This is a genomic window from Steroidobacter agaridevorans, from assembly GCF_009932555.1.
Classification (GTDB): domain Bacteria; phylum Pseudomonadota; class Gammaproteobacteria; order Steroidobacterales; family Steroidobacteraceae; genus Steroidobacter; species Steroidobacter agaridevorans.
In genome coordinates, this window is sequence record NZ_BLJO01000003.1 from 832,508 (window position 1) to 848,277 (window position 15,770).

Consider the following 15,770-nt stretch of genomic DNA (forward strand, 5'->3'; position numbering starts at 1 on the left):
GGCGCGGCGGGATATCGTCAAATACGTGTGTCAAATTCCCAGCGGTCGCCGACTCGGTCGAGATACCTGCTGTGGGCTTGCGGACTTACGAGGGACTCCTGTATAAATACTCAAATGGTGGTTATCCATACAGGTGACGTGTGTCCGAACTGACGCCCCGGCAACGCGAGATCGTCAAACTGATCCAGGAATCCCTGCGGGATAACGGCATGCCGCCGACACGGGCCGAGATCGCGAGCGCGATGGGTTTCAAGTCGGCCAACGCCGCCGAGGAACATCTGCGCGCACTTCAGAAGAAGGGCGTGCTGGACATCATCCCGGGCGCCTCGCGCGGGATTCAATTGAAAGACTCTCTTCGTGAGCAAATGGGTCTGCCGCTGATTGGTCGAGTTGCAGCCGGCAGGCCCATGCTCGCGGAGGAGCATATCGAAGGCCGTTACCAGATCGATCCGAAGATCTTTCAGCCGCGCGCGCACTACCTGCTCAAGGTGCGCGGCCAGAGTATGAAAGACATCGGCATCATGGACGGCGACCTGGTCGCCGTGCATCGCACGCCGGAAGTGCGCAATCGCCAGGTCGTGGTGGCGCGCCTGGACAATGAAGTGACGGTGAAGCGCTACAAGCAGGACGGCAAGATCGTCTGGCTGCTGCCCGAGAACGAAGAGTTCGAGCCGATCCGCGTCGACCTGAAAGAGCAGTCGCTGATCATCGAAGGCATCGTGGTCGGCGTGCTGCGCCAGGGCGGCAAATCATCCAAGGGATTGTTTCAATAGCGTCTTGATCTCCGGCAGGCACGAGCCGCAGTTCGTGCCTGCTTTCAATTTCACGCCCACGTCCTGCGGCGTCTTCCATTGATTCTGGGCGATGGCCTTGCATAGCGTGTTCCGCCCCACGCCAAAACATGAGCACACCATCGGGCCCGGGTCTTCCGACGCCCCCGTCGGGCCGCCGTTGAGCAGCGACGCCCGATCCGCATTGCCGATGCGTTTCTTCGCAAACAGATTGGATAGCCAGGTGCGCGAGGGCAGGTCGGTGCGCGGCGAAATGAATACACAGCCTTCGATGCGCTCGTCGACTAACAGCGCGCCTCGATACAGGCCGCACGCGGGATCCGAGAACTCCACCCAGTCCGCGTCCGCATGATTCACTTGCAATGCCTGGTGCGCCCACTCGACGCTGGGCGGGCGGCCGCGTCCAGCAATCTCATATCGCATGAACTGCACGCCTTGGATGGCCGTCCACCACGTCGCATCCAACGTTGCGAGTGGCGTGCGCGTCAGGATGAATCCATGCCAGTTGACCGGGAAGGGCATGACGCGCGCCGGCGTGTGCTTGAACTCCGGCTCGCCGGAGACGGGATCGACGACCGGATTGACCAATGCGCCCACGCGGGCGTCCGAAGCGAAGGCGCCATTCCAATGGATGGGCACGAAGATCGAGCCACGCGGCATTTCACCGCTGGTCTTTACTCGTGCCACCAGCGCGCCCCATTGCGTTTCGACGCGAGCGAGCTGGCCATCGCTCACTGCTGACAGCAATGCATCCTGCGCATGCATGTCGATATACGGCTCGGGCAGATGTGAGCTCAGTTGCGGCGCGCGACCGGTGCGACTCATCGTGTGCCACTGATCGCGGATGCGACCGGTGTTCAAGATCCACGGAAACTCGGCATCGGCCTTATGCGCCGGCGCTCGGGGCGCGGTCGGCACAAAGCGAGCTCGATGATTGCGACGATAGAAACGTCCCGACTCCAGCAAACGCGGCGTGCCGGGATGATTGCGTTCAGGCACGGGCCATTGAATGGGCGCGAGGTCGTCGTACTCAGTTGAAGTGATCTTCGCCAGACCGCCGATGTCGAAGGCGCGCCCGCCGTCGTTTCCGAACGTGGATAGCGCGGCGTGCTCGAGGAAGATCTCGTGCGCGTTGTCGTAGTTGAAACCGTCGTCAAAGCCCATGCGTCGCGCGACTTCGCACATCAACCACCAGTCCGGCCGCGCTTCGCCGCTCAGCGGCTGGAACGCTCGCTGCCGTGAGATGCGGCGTTCCGAATTGGTGACGGTGCCATCCTTTTCGCCCCAGCCAGCGGCCGGCAGCAACACGTGCGCGAGAGCATTGGTGTCGGTGCCCGAGAAACAATCGGAAACCACGACGAGCTCGCAGCGTCGCAGCGCCTCTTTGACCTTATCCGCGTCGGGCAGGCTCACGACCGGATTGGTCGCCATGATCCACACGGCCTTTACCTTGCCTGCGTGAATGGCGTCGAAGAGATCGACCGCTTTGAGTCCACCGCGCTCAGCGATGCGCGGGCTGCGCCAGAACGTCTGCACCAGCTCGCGATGGCTTGCGTCTTCGATATCCATATGGGCGGCCAGCATGTTGGCGAGGCCGCCGACTTCACGACCGCCCATGGCGTTGGGCTGGCCGGTGATGGAGAAGGGGCCGGCGCCGGGCTGGCCGATCCGGCCTGTGAGCAAATGACAATTGATGATGCTGTTGACCTTGTCCGTGCCCGCGGACGACTGGTTCACGCCCATTGAGAACGCCGTGATCACGCGCGGGTGGTCGGCGAACATCCGATAGAACCGAAGCAGCCGCTCAGTGTCGATGCCGCAGGCCGAGGCAACCTGTTTCAAGTCGCCAGCGGAATCCCGGGCGATGCGCAGCGCTTCATCGAATCCTTCCGTATGGCTCGCGACGAAGTCGTTCGCGATGTGGCCGTGCTCGTGCAGATACGCGAGCAGTCCGTTGAACAACCAGACATCGCTGCCGCTGCGCACCGGGAGATGCAAATCGGCGATCTCGCAGGTCATGGTCCGCCGCGGATCGACGACCACGATTTTCATTTCCGGCCGCTGCTGTTTGGCTTGAGCGATGCGCTGGAACAGCACCGGATGACACCAGGCTGTGTTCGAGCCGACGAGCACGATCAGATCCGCGAGTTCCAGATCCTCGTAGCACACCGGCACGACGTCCTCGCCAAAGGCGCGCTTGTGGCCGGCGACCGCCGAGGACATGCACAACCGGGAGTTGGTATCGATATTCGCCGTGCCGATGAAGCCTTTCATCAGCTTGTTGGCGACGTAGTAGTCCTCGGTCAGCAACTGACCCGAGACGTACAGCGCGACGGCATCAGGCCCATGCTCGGCGATGATGCGCTTGAATCCGGCAGCCACGTGGCTCAGCGCGGCGTCCATGCTCACGCGCTGGCCGTTGATTTCCGGATGGAGCAGGCGGCCGTCGGTTCCCAGCGTTTGGCCTAGTGCCGATCCTTTGGAACAGAGTCTTCCGTAGTTGGAGGGATGCGCCGTATCGCCGCTGATCTTGATCGTGCCGCGGTCGGTGTCGGCTTGCGCAATCACGCCACAGCCGACACCGCAATAGGGGCACGTCGTCCTGATGTTCACTGTCGTCTGGCTACCGCTTCGCCGAATATCAATTTGTCGCGCAAGGCGCCCACATCGCGGCCTTCATTCATCAGCTCGCAATACCAGGCGCCATCGCGAGTGTCGCCGTACAACACCGCGCCGCGCACCTTGTTGTCCTCGAGCACGATGCGCTTATAGATGCCGCGCTTCGCGTCCCGCAGCACCAGTGCCTCGCTGCCCGGACCGCCGAGGAAATCGCCGGCGGAGAACAGATCGATGCCCGTGACTTTGAGATGCGTGGACAGCATCGATCCACGGTAGCGGCCGACGCCATGCTCGGACAGATGGGTCGCACAGACGCTCGCCTGCTCATAGAGCGGAGCGACCAGGCCATACGTGTTGTTTCTGTGCTGGACGCACTCGCCGACGGCGTACACGCACGGATCGAACGTTTGCATCGTATCGTTGACCAGCACGCCGCGGTCGCATCGCAGGCCGGCGGCGCGAGCGAGGTCCGTATTGGGTCGAATGCCGGCGGCCATGACGACCAGATCCGCCTCGATGATGGTCTCGTCCGCGAACTGAACGCCGCGGACTCGATCGGTGCCCAGGATGGCCGTGGTCTTCGCCGGCATGTGGAACTGCAACCCGCGCTTCTCGAGCGATTGTTTCAAGAGCTGCGCGGCGACAGGATCGAGCTGCCGTTCCATCAATGTTTCCAGCAAGTGCACGACGGTGACTTGCATGCCTTGTTTCAAAAGAGCATTGGCTGCCTCTAAGCCCAACAATCCGCCGCCAATGACAACTGCCTTCTTATGCGTGCGTGCGGCTTCGAGCATCGTGTTTACGTCCTGCAGATCGCGGAACGTCACGACGCCTGGCAGGTCCTTGCCCGGGACAGGCAGGATGATGGGATTGGAGCCGGTCGCGATCAGCAGCCGATCGTACTCGGCTTCGGTGCCGTTCTGTGAGCGGACACGACGGCGAATCCGATCGATCGCGACGGCCGGATCGCCCAGGTGCAAGGTGACGCCATTGTCCCGATACCACTCGATCGGGTTCAGCACGATGTCGTCGAACTGCTTCTCGCCCGCCAGCATGGGCGAGAGCAGGATGCGGTTGTAGTTTGGCACGGGCTCGGCGCCGAACACGGTGATGTCGTAAGGCTGACCTGAAATGCCGAGCAGCTCTTCGACCACCTTCATGCCGGCCATGCCGTTGCCGACGACGACCAGCTTGCGACGACTGGTCTTGCGCAGAGGCTGGCTCTTGATCCAGATCTTGCCGTCGGTGACTCGCGTCGGCCACGCGCGCACCGAGTAATCCGCGTCTTCGACGCAGCGGCCGGTCGCCAGGTTGAAATGATGTTTGTAAACCGGGGAGGCGACGACGGGCTCGCCGTTCAGATCGCCGACCAGGCCGCGCGAGAGTACGTTGGCTTCACTGTGCGGATCGTAGTTGTCGAGCGCGTAGATCGCGTCGCCGACCCGGAAGATGGCGATCTGCCGTCCGTCGATCAGGGCGGCGACGCCGCTGTCCGGCAGCAGGTCGTCGAACGAGCAGGCGCTGCTCCAGGTGTGAGTGTGCTTCATACAGCCTCACGCTGGCGCTGGGCGCGCTCTTCGTTGGTAGCAGGGCGGATCTGTCCGCGCTCCTGCACGAACACGACGTTGTCGTCGCTGCGGTCGCTGTTCACGAAATGACGGAATCGTTTCAAGGTCTGCGGATCCTCCACGGCCTTCTTCCATTCACATTCATAAGTGTTGACGATGCGCGCCATGTCGGCTTCCAGCTCGGCGGCGATGCCGAGCTTGTCTTCGATGACGACCTGCTTGAGATAGTCGAGACCGCCTTCGAGGTTGTCCAGCCACACCGACGTGCGCTGCAGGCGGTCGGCGGTGCGGATGTAGAACATCAGGAAGCGATCGATGTACCGGATCAGCGTTTCGCGATCGAGATCGCCGGCGAGCAGGTCGGCATGACGGGGCTTCATGCCGCCGTTGCCGCACACATACAGATTCCAACCCTTTTCGGTCGCGATGATGCCGACGTCTTTGCTCTGCGCCTCGGCGCATTCACGCGTGCAGCCGGAGACTGCGAACTTGAGCTTGTGAGGGGAGCGCAGGCCCTTGTAGCGATTCTCGATGTCGATGGCGTAGCCGACGCTGTCCTGCACGCCGTAGCGGCACCAGGTCGAACCAACGCACGATTTCACGGTACGCACCGACTTGCCGTAAGCGTGACCGGACTCGAAGCCCGCGTCGATCAGTTCGCGCCAGATCAACGGCAGCTCGTGGACCTGCGCACCGAACAGATCGATGCGCTGGCCGCCCGTGATCTTGGTGTACAAACCATACTTCTTCGCCACCTCGCCGATGACGATGAGCTTCTCCGGTGTGATCTCACCGCCGGCGATGCGCGGGACGACGGAGTAGGTGCCGTCCTTCTGCATGTTGGCGAGGTAGTAGTCGTTCGTGTCCTGGAGCGTGGCCTTGTCGCGCTTCAGCACGAACTCGTTCCAGCACGATGCCAGGATGGACGCGACGGTGGGCTTGCAGATGTCGCAGCCCATGCCGCGGCCGTGCTTCTTCAGCACTTCATCGAACGATGTGAGCTGGCCGACGCGCACCAGGTGGAACAGCTGCTGACGCGAGTATCGGAAGTGTTCGCAAAGGTTGTTGTTGACCGCGACGCCGCGGCTCGCGAGCTCCGCTTTCAGAACCTGCGTGACCAGCGCCGCGCAGCCACCGCAGGAGGTCGCGGCCTTGGTGCACGACTTCAACGCGCCAATGGTTGTAGCGCCGGCCTCGATGGCGGAGCAGATCGCGCCCTTGCTGACGTTGTTGCATGAACAGATCTGCGCGGTCGCGGGCAGCCCGGCGACGCCGGCCTTCTTCGGCTGCTCGGAGCCGCCGAAGTTGGGCACGATCAATTCTTCAGGACTCGCCGGCAGCGCTGTGCCTTCGAGCATCATGTTCAGCAGAACGCCGTAATCGTCCGCGTCGCCGATGAGGATGCCGCCGAGCAGCCGCGTGCCGTCCTCGTTCACGACCAGCTTCTTATAAACCTGCTTGCGCTCGTCGACGAAAGCGTATGCGCGCGCGCCGGGGCTTGAGCAGTGCGGATCGCCGAGTGAGGCTACGTCGACTCCCATGAGCTTGAGCTTCGTGCTCATATCCGCGCCGGTGAACGCGGGCTCGGCAGTCTCCTGCAAGCGGGACGCGCAGACGTTGGCCATCTGGTAACCAGGAGCGACCAGGCCGAACAACTGGCCGTTCCAGAGGGCGCACTCGCCGATCGCGAAGATGTCCGGATCGGACGTGCGGCAATCGTGGTCGATGACGATACCGCCGCGAGCGCCGATGTTCAGGCCGCAGGCACGGGCGAGCTCATCGCGCGGCCGGATGCCGGCGGAGAACACCACGACATCCGCTTCGAGCGAGCTGCCATCGGCGAAGTTCAAGCGATGCTTGCATTGCTCGCCGTCGACGATTTCAGTCGTGCTCTTGCCGGTGTGAATGCCGACATCCATCTCGGTGATCTTCTGTCGCAACACGCGACCGCCGACATCGTCGACCTGAACGGCCATCAAGCGCGGCGCGAATTCCACGACATGGGTCTTCAAGCCAAGATCGCGCAGCGCCTTGGCCGCTTCGAGGCCGAGCAGACCGCCGCCGATGACCACGCCGACTTTGCTCTGCGTCGCCGCCGAGCGGATCGCTTCGAGATCTTCGATCGTGCGATAGACGAAGCAGTTCGGCCGCTCGCGGCCAGGAATGGGCGGTACGAAAGGATACGAGCCTGTCGCCAGCACCAGCTGATCGTAAGGAAGGGTCCGGCCTTGCGACGTGCGCACGCATCGAGCTTCGCGATCGATGCCGAGGGCCTTGTCATTCAGATGCAACGCGATGTCGTTGCGCTCGAAGAAGTCTTCGCCGACTAGCGACAGGTCGGCGGCGGTCTTGCCGCTGAAGAAGCTCGTGAGTTGCACACGATCGTAGGCAGCACGCGGCTCCTCGCAGAGCACGGTGATTTCATGCGACGGGGTTTCGGCCGCGAGCCGCTCGAGCAGACGTTGCCCGACCATGCCATTGCCAATGACGACCAGCTTTTTAACAGACATCTTGCACCCATGAGTGAGGCCCGCGGACAGGCACAGCTCGTTCGAAGAAGGGTGGTTGGGACAGCGAACTGCGACAGGCCGCACAAAGCGGAGGTTGATTACCGGCAGTCACTGGTGCTGCGCCCATCATTGGAGCAGCCAAGATGGGCTGGATGTTGCAAACGCTATGCCACGAGGCTGCGGCCGCAATGGACTGCGTTTCGTGCCTCGGTGGACACGGGTTTGCGCAGATGTGGTGCGTGCGCCGCGCAGGTCGCACTTAAAGTGGTGCGAATTGCGCCGCGCCTCCTCGTAGTGCAAGGGCCGCCCGAGTGGCACAGGCATTGCACTCCCAATGATTCGATGCCCGAAGCCAGGCCCAAAACCGAGCCCTCTCTGCGCGTGCTGATCGTCGATCAGAACGTCATGCGTGCCAGCATTCTCGAAGAAGGCTTGCGGGAGGCGGGCTATCTCAACGTGACGGTGCTGCGTGAGATGCACAACCTCCTGCGCCGGATCGTCGACATCGATCCGGAAGTCATCGTCATCGATCTCGAGAATCCCAACCGCGACGTGCTGGAACAGATGTTCCAGGTCTCGCGCGTGGTGCGACGGCCCATCGCCATGTTCGTCGACCGCTCCGACACGGACATGATCGAGGCGGCCGTCGATGCCGGCGTCGGCTCTTATGTCGTCGACGGTTTGAAGAAGGAGCGCGTGAAGGCGGTGCTCGACATGGCGATCAGTCGTTTCCATGCCTTCAACAAGCTGCGCGAAGAGCTCGATAGCGCACGCCAGGCGCTGGATGAGCGCAAGATCGTGGATCGGGCCAAAGGCATTCTGATGAAGCAGCGAGGCATGAGCGAGGAGGCGGCTTATGCGCTGCTGCGTAAAGCGGCGATGAACGAGAACCGCCGGATCAGCGAGGTGGCGCAAAGCGTCGTGACTGCGTCGAGTCTGTTGAAATGAGTGATGTGACCACCGTCGTCGGTTTCATTCCTTTGATGGATTGCGCGCCGCTAGCGGTCGCGGTCGAGAAGGGCTTTGCCGCCGAAGAAGGCCTGGACCTGCGTCTGGTGCGCGAAACGTCGTGGGCGAATATTCGCGACCGGGTCGTCGTCGGTCATTTCGACGCCGCACACATGCTTGGGCCGATGGCCATCGCGTCGACACTCGGGGTCGGGCATCTCAAGGTGCCGATGGCCGCGCCCCTGTCGCTGGGTCTTGGCGGTAATGCGATTACCGTGTCTCTGCGCGTATGGGACCTGATGGTTTCGGAAGGCGTAACGTTGTCGGCCGGTCCGCGGGTGCTCGGTGAAGCACTCCGCAATGTCGTGCGTGCGCGGGAGCGGGCGAACAAGGCGCCGTTCACGTTCGCGATGGTCTATCCGTTCTCCGCACACAATTATGAGCTGCGTTACTGGCTCGCCGCGTCGGGCATCGATCCGGATCGCGATGTGCGGCTGGTGGTGATACCGCCGCCGTTGCTCGTCGACGCCATGCGCGAAGGGCAGATCGATGGCTTCTGCGTCGGTGAGCCCTGGAACAGTCTCGCCGTCTCTGTCGGCGTCGGTTGTATCGCTTTGCCGACAACCGCGATCTGGCCACTGAGTCCGGAGAAGGTGCTGGGCTGCCGGCTCGAGTGGACACAGCGACATCCGGATCGTCTGCAGGCGCTGGTGCGCTCCTTATATAAGGCCGCGCTCTGGTGTGAGCGCCCCGAGAATCATCTGGAGCTGGCGCGTTTGCTGGCCGAGCCGCGCTTCGTCGGTGCACCCGCGGAGATTCTGTTGCGTGGCTTGTCGAATCGGCTGTACTTGCAGCGGGGCAGCGAGGCGGAGCACTTATCGGCGTTCTACTTGCCTGCGTCGCAGGCGGCGACGTTCCCCTGGGTGAGTCACGCGCTGTGGTTCTACTCGCAGATGGTGCGTTGGGGACAGGTTGTTTTCGACCCCGAGCATGTCGCGCAAGTGCGGGCGACGTATCGGCCCGATCTGTATCGCCTGGCCTTGGGCGAAACAACAAATATTCCCTCGGCGGATACCAAGATCGACGCGCTCTTCGATGCGGTGCGCTTCGATTCGGACGATCTGCCTGCCTATCTAAAACTGCTCGCCCTTCCTTGATCGGCTGCACGGCCATCGTGCAGCTGCAGTGATTGTTTGCTCCGCCGCGGCCCAATCGCGCCGCATGTTTGTTTGCTCTGCCTTCGCAAGTCGCTGACTTTTCGCGGACATAGCCGCGGCTGTGACGCTGGCACGGTCGTTGCAACTCTGAGCAACAACAGGACGACTTGTCGTCTTTATCATCGGCCGGCCCAACAGCGGGCTTGCCAGGCAACGCCGCCGACTCCAATGCATGCCATGCGCGTGCACTGAAGTCGGCGGCGTTTTTTTTGGCCTGAATCTTTCGGAGTGACCGAGCCCATGCTGAAAAAGATACTTCGAGCTTGCGTGATGGCCGCCGCTGCGTTGAGCGCGGCTCACGCGTCGGCAGCGGAGCTCGAGCTGGAGAAGGAGCAGCTGAAGATCGGCTTCATCAAGCTCACCGACATGGCGCCGCTCGCCATCGCTTATGAGAAAGGATTCTTCGAGGATGAGGGGCTGTACGTAACGCTCGAGCCGCAGGCGAACTGGAAAGTCATTCTGGACCGAGTCATCACCGGCGAGCTCGATGGTGCGCACATGCTTGCAGGGCAGCCGCTTGGCGCGGCGGTAGGCTTCGGCACGAAGGCCGACATCGTCACGTCGTTCAGCATGGATCTGAATGGCAACGCGACCACGGTGTCGAACGAAGTCTGGAACCTGATGAAGGCGCGTTTGCCGACCGACGCGCAGGGCAAGCCGATGCATCCCATCAAGGCGGATGCGCTCAAGCCCGCGGTCGATGCATTCAAAGCGTCGGGCAAACCATTCAAGATGGCGATGGTGTTTCCTGTGTCCACGCACAACTACGAGCTGCGCTACTGGCTCGCGGCCGGCGGACTGCATCCGGGGTTCTATTCGCCGACCGATGTGTCGGGCCAGATCAAGGCCGACGTGTTTCTTTCCGTGACGCCGCCGCCGCAAATGCCGGCGGCGCTGGAGGCGGGCACCGTCAATGGCTATTGCGTCGGCGAGCCGTGGAATCAGCAGGCCATCTTCAAAGGCGTCGGCGTTCCGATCGTGACCGACCTGGAGATCTGGAAGAACAATCCGGAGAAGGTATTCGGCGTCACGCGTGCTTGGGCACAGAAACATCCGAATACCCATCTGGCGATGCTCAAGGCGCTGATCCGCGCCGGCCAGTGGCTCGATGCAAACAACGGTGCGAATCGCAAGGAAGCGGCGCAGATCCTGTCGCGGCCCGAGTACGTGGGTGCCGACTACCGCGTGATCGCGAACAGCATGACGGGCACGTTCGAATTTGGCCGCGGCGACAAGCGCAGCGTGCCTGACTTCAACGTGTTCTTCCGATACTACGCGACGTATCCGTACTACAGCGATGCGGTGTGGTTTCTGACGCAGATGCGCCGCTGGGGCCAGATCCCGCTGAGCCAGACGGATCAGTGGTATCACGAGACGGCGAAGAAGGTGTACCTCACCGAGCCCTATCTGCGCGCGGCGCGCCTGCTGATCGAAGAAAAGAAGGCGAAGCAGGAAGACTTTCCCTGGAACAGCGACGGTTATCGCCCGCCGACCAGGGAATTCATCGACGGCGTCGAGTATGACGGCCGCAAGCCCAATGAGTACCTGCAGAAGCTCACCATCGGGCTGAAGCAAGGGCAGGCCGTCGAGAGCGGCAATGTCGTGAGCAAGCAGGGAGCCAACTGATGTCTGCCTCACCCATGGTCATCCCGCGGGAGGAACCATCTTCTGCGAGCGAGCCGGAAGCGGCCGAGCCGCCCCCGCCCGTGAAGGTGAAAGCAAAGCAATCGCTGTGGCTCGAACACCTCTGGCGACAATTGGGCATTCCGATGCTCGCGATGGCTGTGTTCCTGTTCGCCTGGAGCCAGGCGGCCAGTCGCATCCAAACCAGCCTCGGACAAATCCCAGGCCCGATCGCGGTCGCGAAGCAGGCACACAGCTTATGGATGGATCACAAAGCGGAGCGTGACAAGGCGGCGGCGTTCTACGAGCGGCAGGAGAAACGCAATGCCGCCAGGCTGGCGAAGGATCCGAACGCCGAGATCAAGCGGGTGAAGTACACGGGTAAGCCGACGTACATCGATCAGATCCTCACCAGCCTGAAGACCGTGTTCACGGGATTCTTGCTCGCGACACTGGTGGCGGTGCCGCTTGGCATCCTTTGCGGGCTGAGCACGACGATCAATGCGTCGTTGAATCTGTTGATCCAGATCTTCAAGCCCGTCTCGCCGCTCGCCTGGCTGCCGTTGGTGACGATCATAGTCAGTGCGGTGTACGTGACCGCGGACCCGATGTTCGAGAAGTCGTTCCTGATCTCATCGATCACGGTGACGCTGTGCTCGCTGTGGCCGACACTGATCAATACCGGCGTCGGCGTGAACTCGATCGATCGCGATCTGCTCAACGTCGCACGGGTGTTGCAGCTGAAGTGGAGCACCAAGCTGTTCAAGCTGGTGCTGCCTTCGTCGCTGCCGTTGATCTTCACGGGCATGCGGCTGTCGCTGGGCGTCGGCTGGATGGTTCTGATCGCAGCCGAGATGCTTGCGCAGAACCCGGGCCTCGGAAAATTCGTGTGGGACGAGTTCCAGAATGGCAGCTCCGATTCGCTGGCGCGATTGATGGTCGCCGTGCTCACCATCGGCATCATCGGCTTCCTGCTCGATCGGATCATGCAGACGCTGCAGGGCTTGCTCGACTTCGGCGTACGTCGCTAAGGAGGCCGCATGTCATTTCTGCAGCTCAAAGGTGTGAGTAAGAACTACGGCTCGGGGGAGCAACAGGCCGAGGTGCTCAGCGACGTTAACTTGAGCATCGACGAGGGCGAGTTCGTCGCCATCGTCGGCTTTTCAGGCAGCGGCAAAACCACGTTGATCTCGACCATCGCCGGCTTGATCCAGCCGGACGCAGGCGAGGTGCTGTTCCAGGGGCGGCCCGTCACCGGGCCGGCGCCGGATCGCGGCGTGGTATTTCAGAACTATTCATTGCTGCCATGGTTGACGGTCCAGAGTAACGTCGCTCTGGCCGTCGACAGCGTGTTTCCCAAGTGGTCGACTGAGCAGCGACACGCGCACGTTCGCAAGTACATCGAGATGGTCGGCCTGACTCACGCGGTCGAGCGTCGGCCGGCGGAGTTGTCGGGCGGCATGCGTCAGCGTGTGGCGGTGGCCAGAGCTTTGGCCATGGATCCAAAAGTTCTGCTGCTCGATGAGCCATTGTCGGCACTGGATGCGCTCACGCGCTCGCGCCTGCAGGACGAGATCGAGGCCATTTGGGAGCGCCAGCGCAAGACCGTCATCCTCGTGACCAATGATGTGGATGAGGCGCTGTTGCTGGCAGATCGCATCATCGCACTCGAGCCAGGGCCGCGAGCGACATTGGGTCGTGAGTTCAAGGTCGATCTGCCGCGTCCGCGCGATCGTATGGCCGTCAACGACGACGGTTCCTATCGAAAGCTCCGCGCGCAGATCTCTCAATACTTGATGAGCTTGAGCGGGCAGCGGAGCGGTGTTGCCAGTGCTCCACGCGCGCTGCCCTCCGTTGTTCCCATCGAGCCGCCCGTGCCGAAGGCCATGCGCAAGGCAACGCGTCCGAAGCCCGCGGAGAATGTCGATAAGTTCGTCGAGTTCTACGACGTCACCAAGGTCTATCCGACGCCGAAGGGGCCGCTGACCGTCGTCGATCGATTCCAGCTCGATATTCGCAAGGGCGAGTTTATTTCGCTGATCGGACATTCGGGCTGCGGCAAGTCGACGGTGCTGTCCATGGTTGCGGGGCTGAGCGAGGTGTCCGGCGGCGGCATCACCTTGGATGCACGCGAAGTCACCTCGGCCGGTCCAGATCGGGGCGTCGTCTTTCAAGCGCCGAGCCTCTTGCCGTGGCTGACTGCGCGCGAGAATGTCGAGCTGGGCGTGAATCGCGTGTATCCACACGCGAGCGAGCAGGAGCGAAGCGATATCGTCGAGTACTACCTGGCCCGCGTTGGCTTGGGCGACGTGCTCGAGAAGAAGGCGAGCGAGCTGTCGAACGGGATGAAACAACGCGTCGGTCTGGCTCGAGCGTTTGCGCTCTCGCCAAAGTTACTGCTGCTGGATGAGCCGTTCGGCATGCTCGATGCGCTGACACGCTGGGAGCTGCAGGAAGTGCTCATGGAAGTCTGGAAGCGCAATCAAGTGACTGCCATCTGCGTTACGCACGACGTGGACGAGGCCATCCTGCTGGCCGATCGAGTCGTGATGATGACCAACGGCCCGCATGCACGTATCGGTCGGATCATGCAGATCGATCTGCCGCGACCGCGGACGCGCAAACAGTTACTGGAGCACCCGATGTATTACCACTATCGGAACGATCTTCTGGCATTTCTAGAATCTTGCGGGCGCCAGCAGACGCACGCCGCATAATCAGGCAAACAAGCGCTCTCGGAGGGCGAAAACAATGCGTTCATGGGGTCAACGAAGCGGCTTGGGTGTGGGTATGGCGCTGGCGATGGCCGCTCCAGGCTTAACCCACGCCGGGGATCTTGGTGTTCTGGGTGGCGCGCTGAGCGAGTCGAAGCCGATTTTCGATGCGCGGCTCCGTTACGAGGATGTCGATCAAACGCCCTTGGCAGAGGAGGCGGACGCAGAAACATTGCGTTTGCGCCTCGGGTTCGAGACGGGCAAAGCATGGAACACGACCTTCCTGGCCGAAGGCGAGGTGATCACCGAATTAGCGGGTCATTACCGTGACGACGCCGCGCGTGCGCGCGACCTCAGCTATCCCGTTGTCCCTGACCCGGAGAGCGAGGAGATCAACCGGCTGCAGCTGGTGAATACATCGCTGCCTGGAACGACGATGACGCTGGGTCGTCAACGCATCAATCTCGACGACCAGCGTTTTGTCGGCGCCGTCGCGTGGCGCCAGAATGAACAAACGTTCGACGCCGTGCGCATCGTCAACAAGCCGACAAGCGCGCTCACCTTGGACGCGACCTACTTGAATCAGGTCAATCGCATCTTCGGCCGTGAGTCGCCACAAGGTCGTTATCACGGCGACGGCGTGCTCGCCAACGCCGCGTATCAGTTTGGATTCGGCAAGCTCAGCGCATTTGGATACTGGCTCGACTTCGATCATTTGAACGGCGTGCCCGCGGCGCTGGATCCGATGCGAGTATCCAGCGAGACGTTTGGCACGAGGCTCGCGGGGGAGCGGCCGCTCAGCAAGTTGAAGATGGCGTACGCGGCGACGTTCGCGAGGCAGAGCGACTATGGCAGCAACCCGCTCAGCTTCGATCTCGACTATTACTCGGTCGAATTGACCGGCACGTATCGCCAATACAGCCTGACCTTGGGGCAGGAGGTCATGGAGGGCAATGGCACGGTGGGCTTCTCGACGCCACTGGCGACGATGCACAAGTTTCATGGCTGGGCCGACAAGTTCCTGACCACGCCGGCCAATGGCATCGACGATAAATATGTGAGCGTCGGCTATCTCGCCAAGGGTGTGGCGATGTTGGATACGCTGTCGGCAACCGTCGTCTATCGCGATTTCGAATCCGAGCGGCTGTCGCAGGATCTGGGTGACGAGGTCGATCTGCAGTTGCAAGCCAAGTATCGGCGCTTCGTTGGGTTGCTCAAAGTTGCGCTGTACGAAGCACACGAAGGGCAGACACCCGCCGCCTACCAGGACACGACCAAGTTCTGGGCGCAGCTAGAGTACGTCTGGTAACGAGTCGAGCGAAGATCCTGCCGTTCACGCTTTGGGCGGCAGGATCTTCAGCACGGTTTCCGGCGGACGGCTGAGCACGGCGCCGAGCGGCGTGATCACGATCGGGCGGTTCATCAGGATGGGATGTTCGAGCATCTGCTCGACGATCTGGGCGTCGCTCCACTGGGACGAGTCGCCCAACCCCAGCTTCTCGACTTCCTTCTCTCGCAGCAGTTCGCGCGCCGTGAGCTTCGTTTTCTTCAGCAGATCCAGCAGCGTCTTCCGGTCCGGCGGCGTCTTCAGGTATTCGATGACCTGCGGCTCGATGCCGCGCTCACGGATCAAGGCCAGCGTGTTGCGAGAATTCCCACAGGCGGGGTTGTGGTAGATGGTTACGTCGGTTGAGCTCATGCGGGTAGTCTAGCACCAGTCGCATAGATCGCGATTTCGCGACTTTGGCGATCCGGCGTGCGATACGCTGCGGAACCATCA

11 protein-coding genes are annotated in these 15,770 nt (G+C 61.9%); 7 read left to right on the forward strand and 4 right to left on the reverse strand.

The genetic code is table 11. The features are described 5' to 3' along the window. Window positions 1-140 precede the first annotated feature (140 nt). Window positions 141-773 (forward strand): transcriptional repressor LexA, encoded by a 633-nt coding sequence (gene lexA / locus GYH35_RS14530; RefSeq protein ID WP_129647270.1) that lies wholly within the window; start codon window positions 141-143, stop codon window positions 771-773. On the opposite strand, the gene GYH35_RS14535 is transcribed toward lexA, so the two are convergent. The 3 genes from GYH35_RS14535 to nirB are packed head-to-tail and all read right to left on the reverse strand — an operon-like array spanning window position 750 to window position 7,488. Continuing rightward, a complete protein-coding gene (locus tag GYH35_RS14535; protein ID WP_235936781.1) occupies window positions 750-3,404 on the reverse strand; it encodes a nitrate reductase in 2,655 nt (884 codons plus the stop codon). The genes lexA and GYH35_RS14535 overlap by 24 nt on opposite strands. Continuing rightward, a complete protein-coding gene (nirD, locus tag GYH35_RS14540) occupies window positions 3,401-4,957 on the reverse strand; it encodes a nitrite reductase small subunit NirD (RefSeq protein ID WP_161828812.1) in 1,557 nt (518 codons plus the stop codon). The genes GYH35_RS14535 and nirD overlap by 4 nt, the downstream gene beginning before the upstream one ends. Next, the gene (nirB, locus tag GYH35_RS14545) at window positions 4,954-7,488 is read right to left on the reverse strand and encodes a nitrite reductase large subunit NirB (RefSeq protein ID WP_161828813.1); all 2,535 of its coding nucleotides are present in this window, start codon (window positions 7,486-7,488) and stop codon (window positions 4,954-4,956) included. Before nirB ends, nirD begins: the two co-directional genes overlap by 4 nt. A gap of 342 nt (window positions 7,489-7,830) precedes the next feature. On the opposite strand from nirB, the gene GYH35_RS14550 reads away from it, so the two are divergent. From GYH35_RS14550 to GYH35_RS14575, 6 genes are all read left to right on the forward strand, one after another. Beyond that, window positions 7,831-8,436, forward strand: a complete 606-nt coding sequence (locus GYH35_RS14550) for an ANTAR domain-containing response regulator (protein WP_161812470.1) — start codon at window positions 7,831-7,833, stop codon at window positions 8,434-8,436. Continuing rightward, window positions 8,433-9,593 carry a CmpA/NrtA family ABC transporter substrate-binding protein gene (locus GYH35_RS14555; RefSeq protein ID WP_161812471.1) on the forward strand — a complete coding sequence of 387 codons (1,161 nt, stop codon included), beginning with the start codon at window positions 8,433-8,435 and terminating at the stop codon, window positions 9,591-9,593. The genes GYH35_RS14550 and GYH35_RS14555 overlap by 4 nt, the downstream gene beginning before the upstream one ends. A 330-nt stretch (window positions 9,594-9,923) precedes the next feature. After that, a complete protein-coding gene (locus GYH35_RS14560; RefSeq protein ID WP_407700214.1) occupies window positions 9,924-11,279 on the forward strand; it encodes a CmpA/NrtA family ABC transporter substrate-binding protein in 1,356 nt (451 codons plus the stop codon). Continuing rightward, the gene (locus tag GYH35_RS14565) at window positions 11,279-12,307 is read left to right on the forward strand and encodes an ABC transporter permease (protein ID WP_202624320.1); all 1,029 of its coding nucleotides are present in this window, start codon (window positions 11,279-11,281) and stop codon (window positions 12,305-12,307) included. The genes GYH35_RS14560 and GYH35_RS14565 overlap by 1 nt, the downstream gene beginning before the upstream one ends. A 9-nt stretch (window positions 12,308-12,316) precedes the next feature. Further along, entirely contained in the window at window positions 12,317-13,993 is a 1,677-nt protein-coding gene (locus tag GYH35_RS14570; protein ID WP_161828815.1) for an ABC transporter ATP-binding protein, read from the forward strand. Window positions 13,994-14,027: 34 nt separating this feature from the next. Further along, window positions 14,028-15,299: an alginate export family protein gene (locus GYH35_RS14575; RefSeq protein WP_161828816.1), complete on the forward strand. Its 1,272-nt coding sequence runs from the start codon at window positions 14,028-14,030 to the stop codon at window positions 15,297-15,299. A 24-nt stretch (window positions 15,300-15,323) separates the two neighbouring features. Here the strand turns inward: GYH35_RS14575 and arsC are convergent, their stop codons facing one another. Further along, window positions 15,324-15,689, reverse strand: coding sequence for an arsenate reductase (glutaredoxin) (gene arsC / locus GYH35_RS14580; protein WP_161812475.1), 366 nt, complete (start codon window positions 15,687-15,689; stop codon window positions 15,324-15,326). Window positions 15,690-15,770 lie beyond the last annotated feature (81 nt).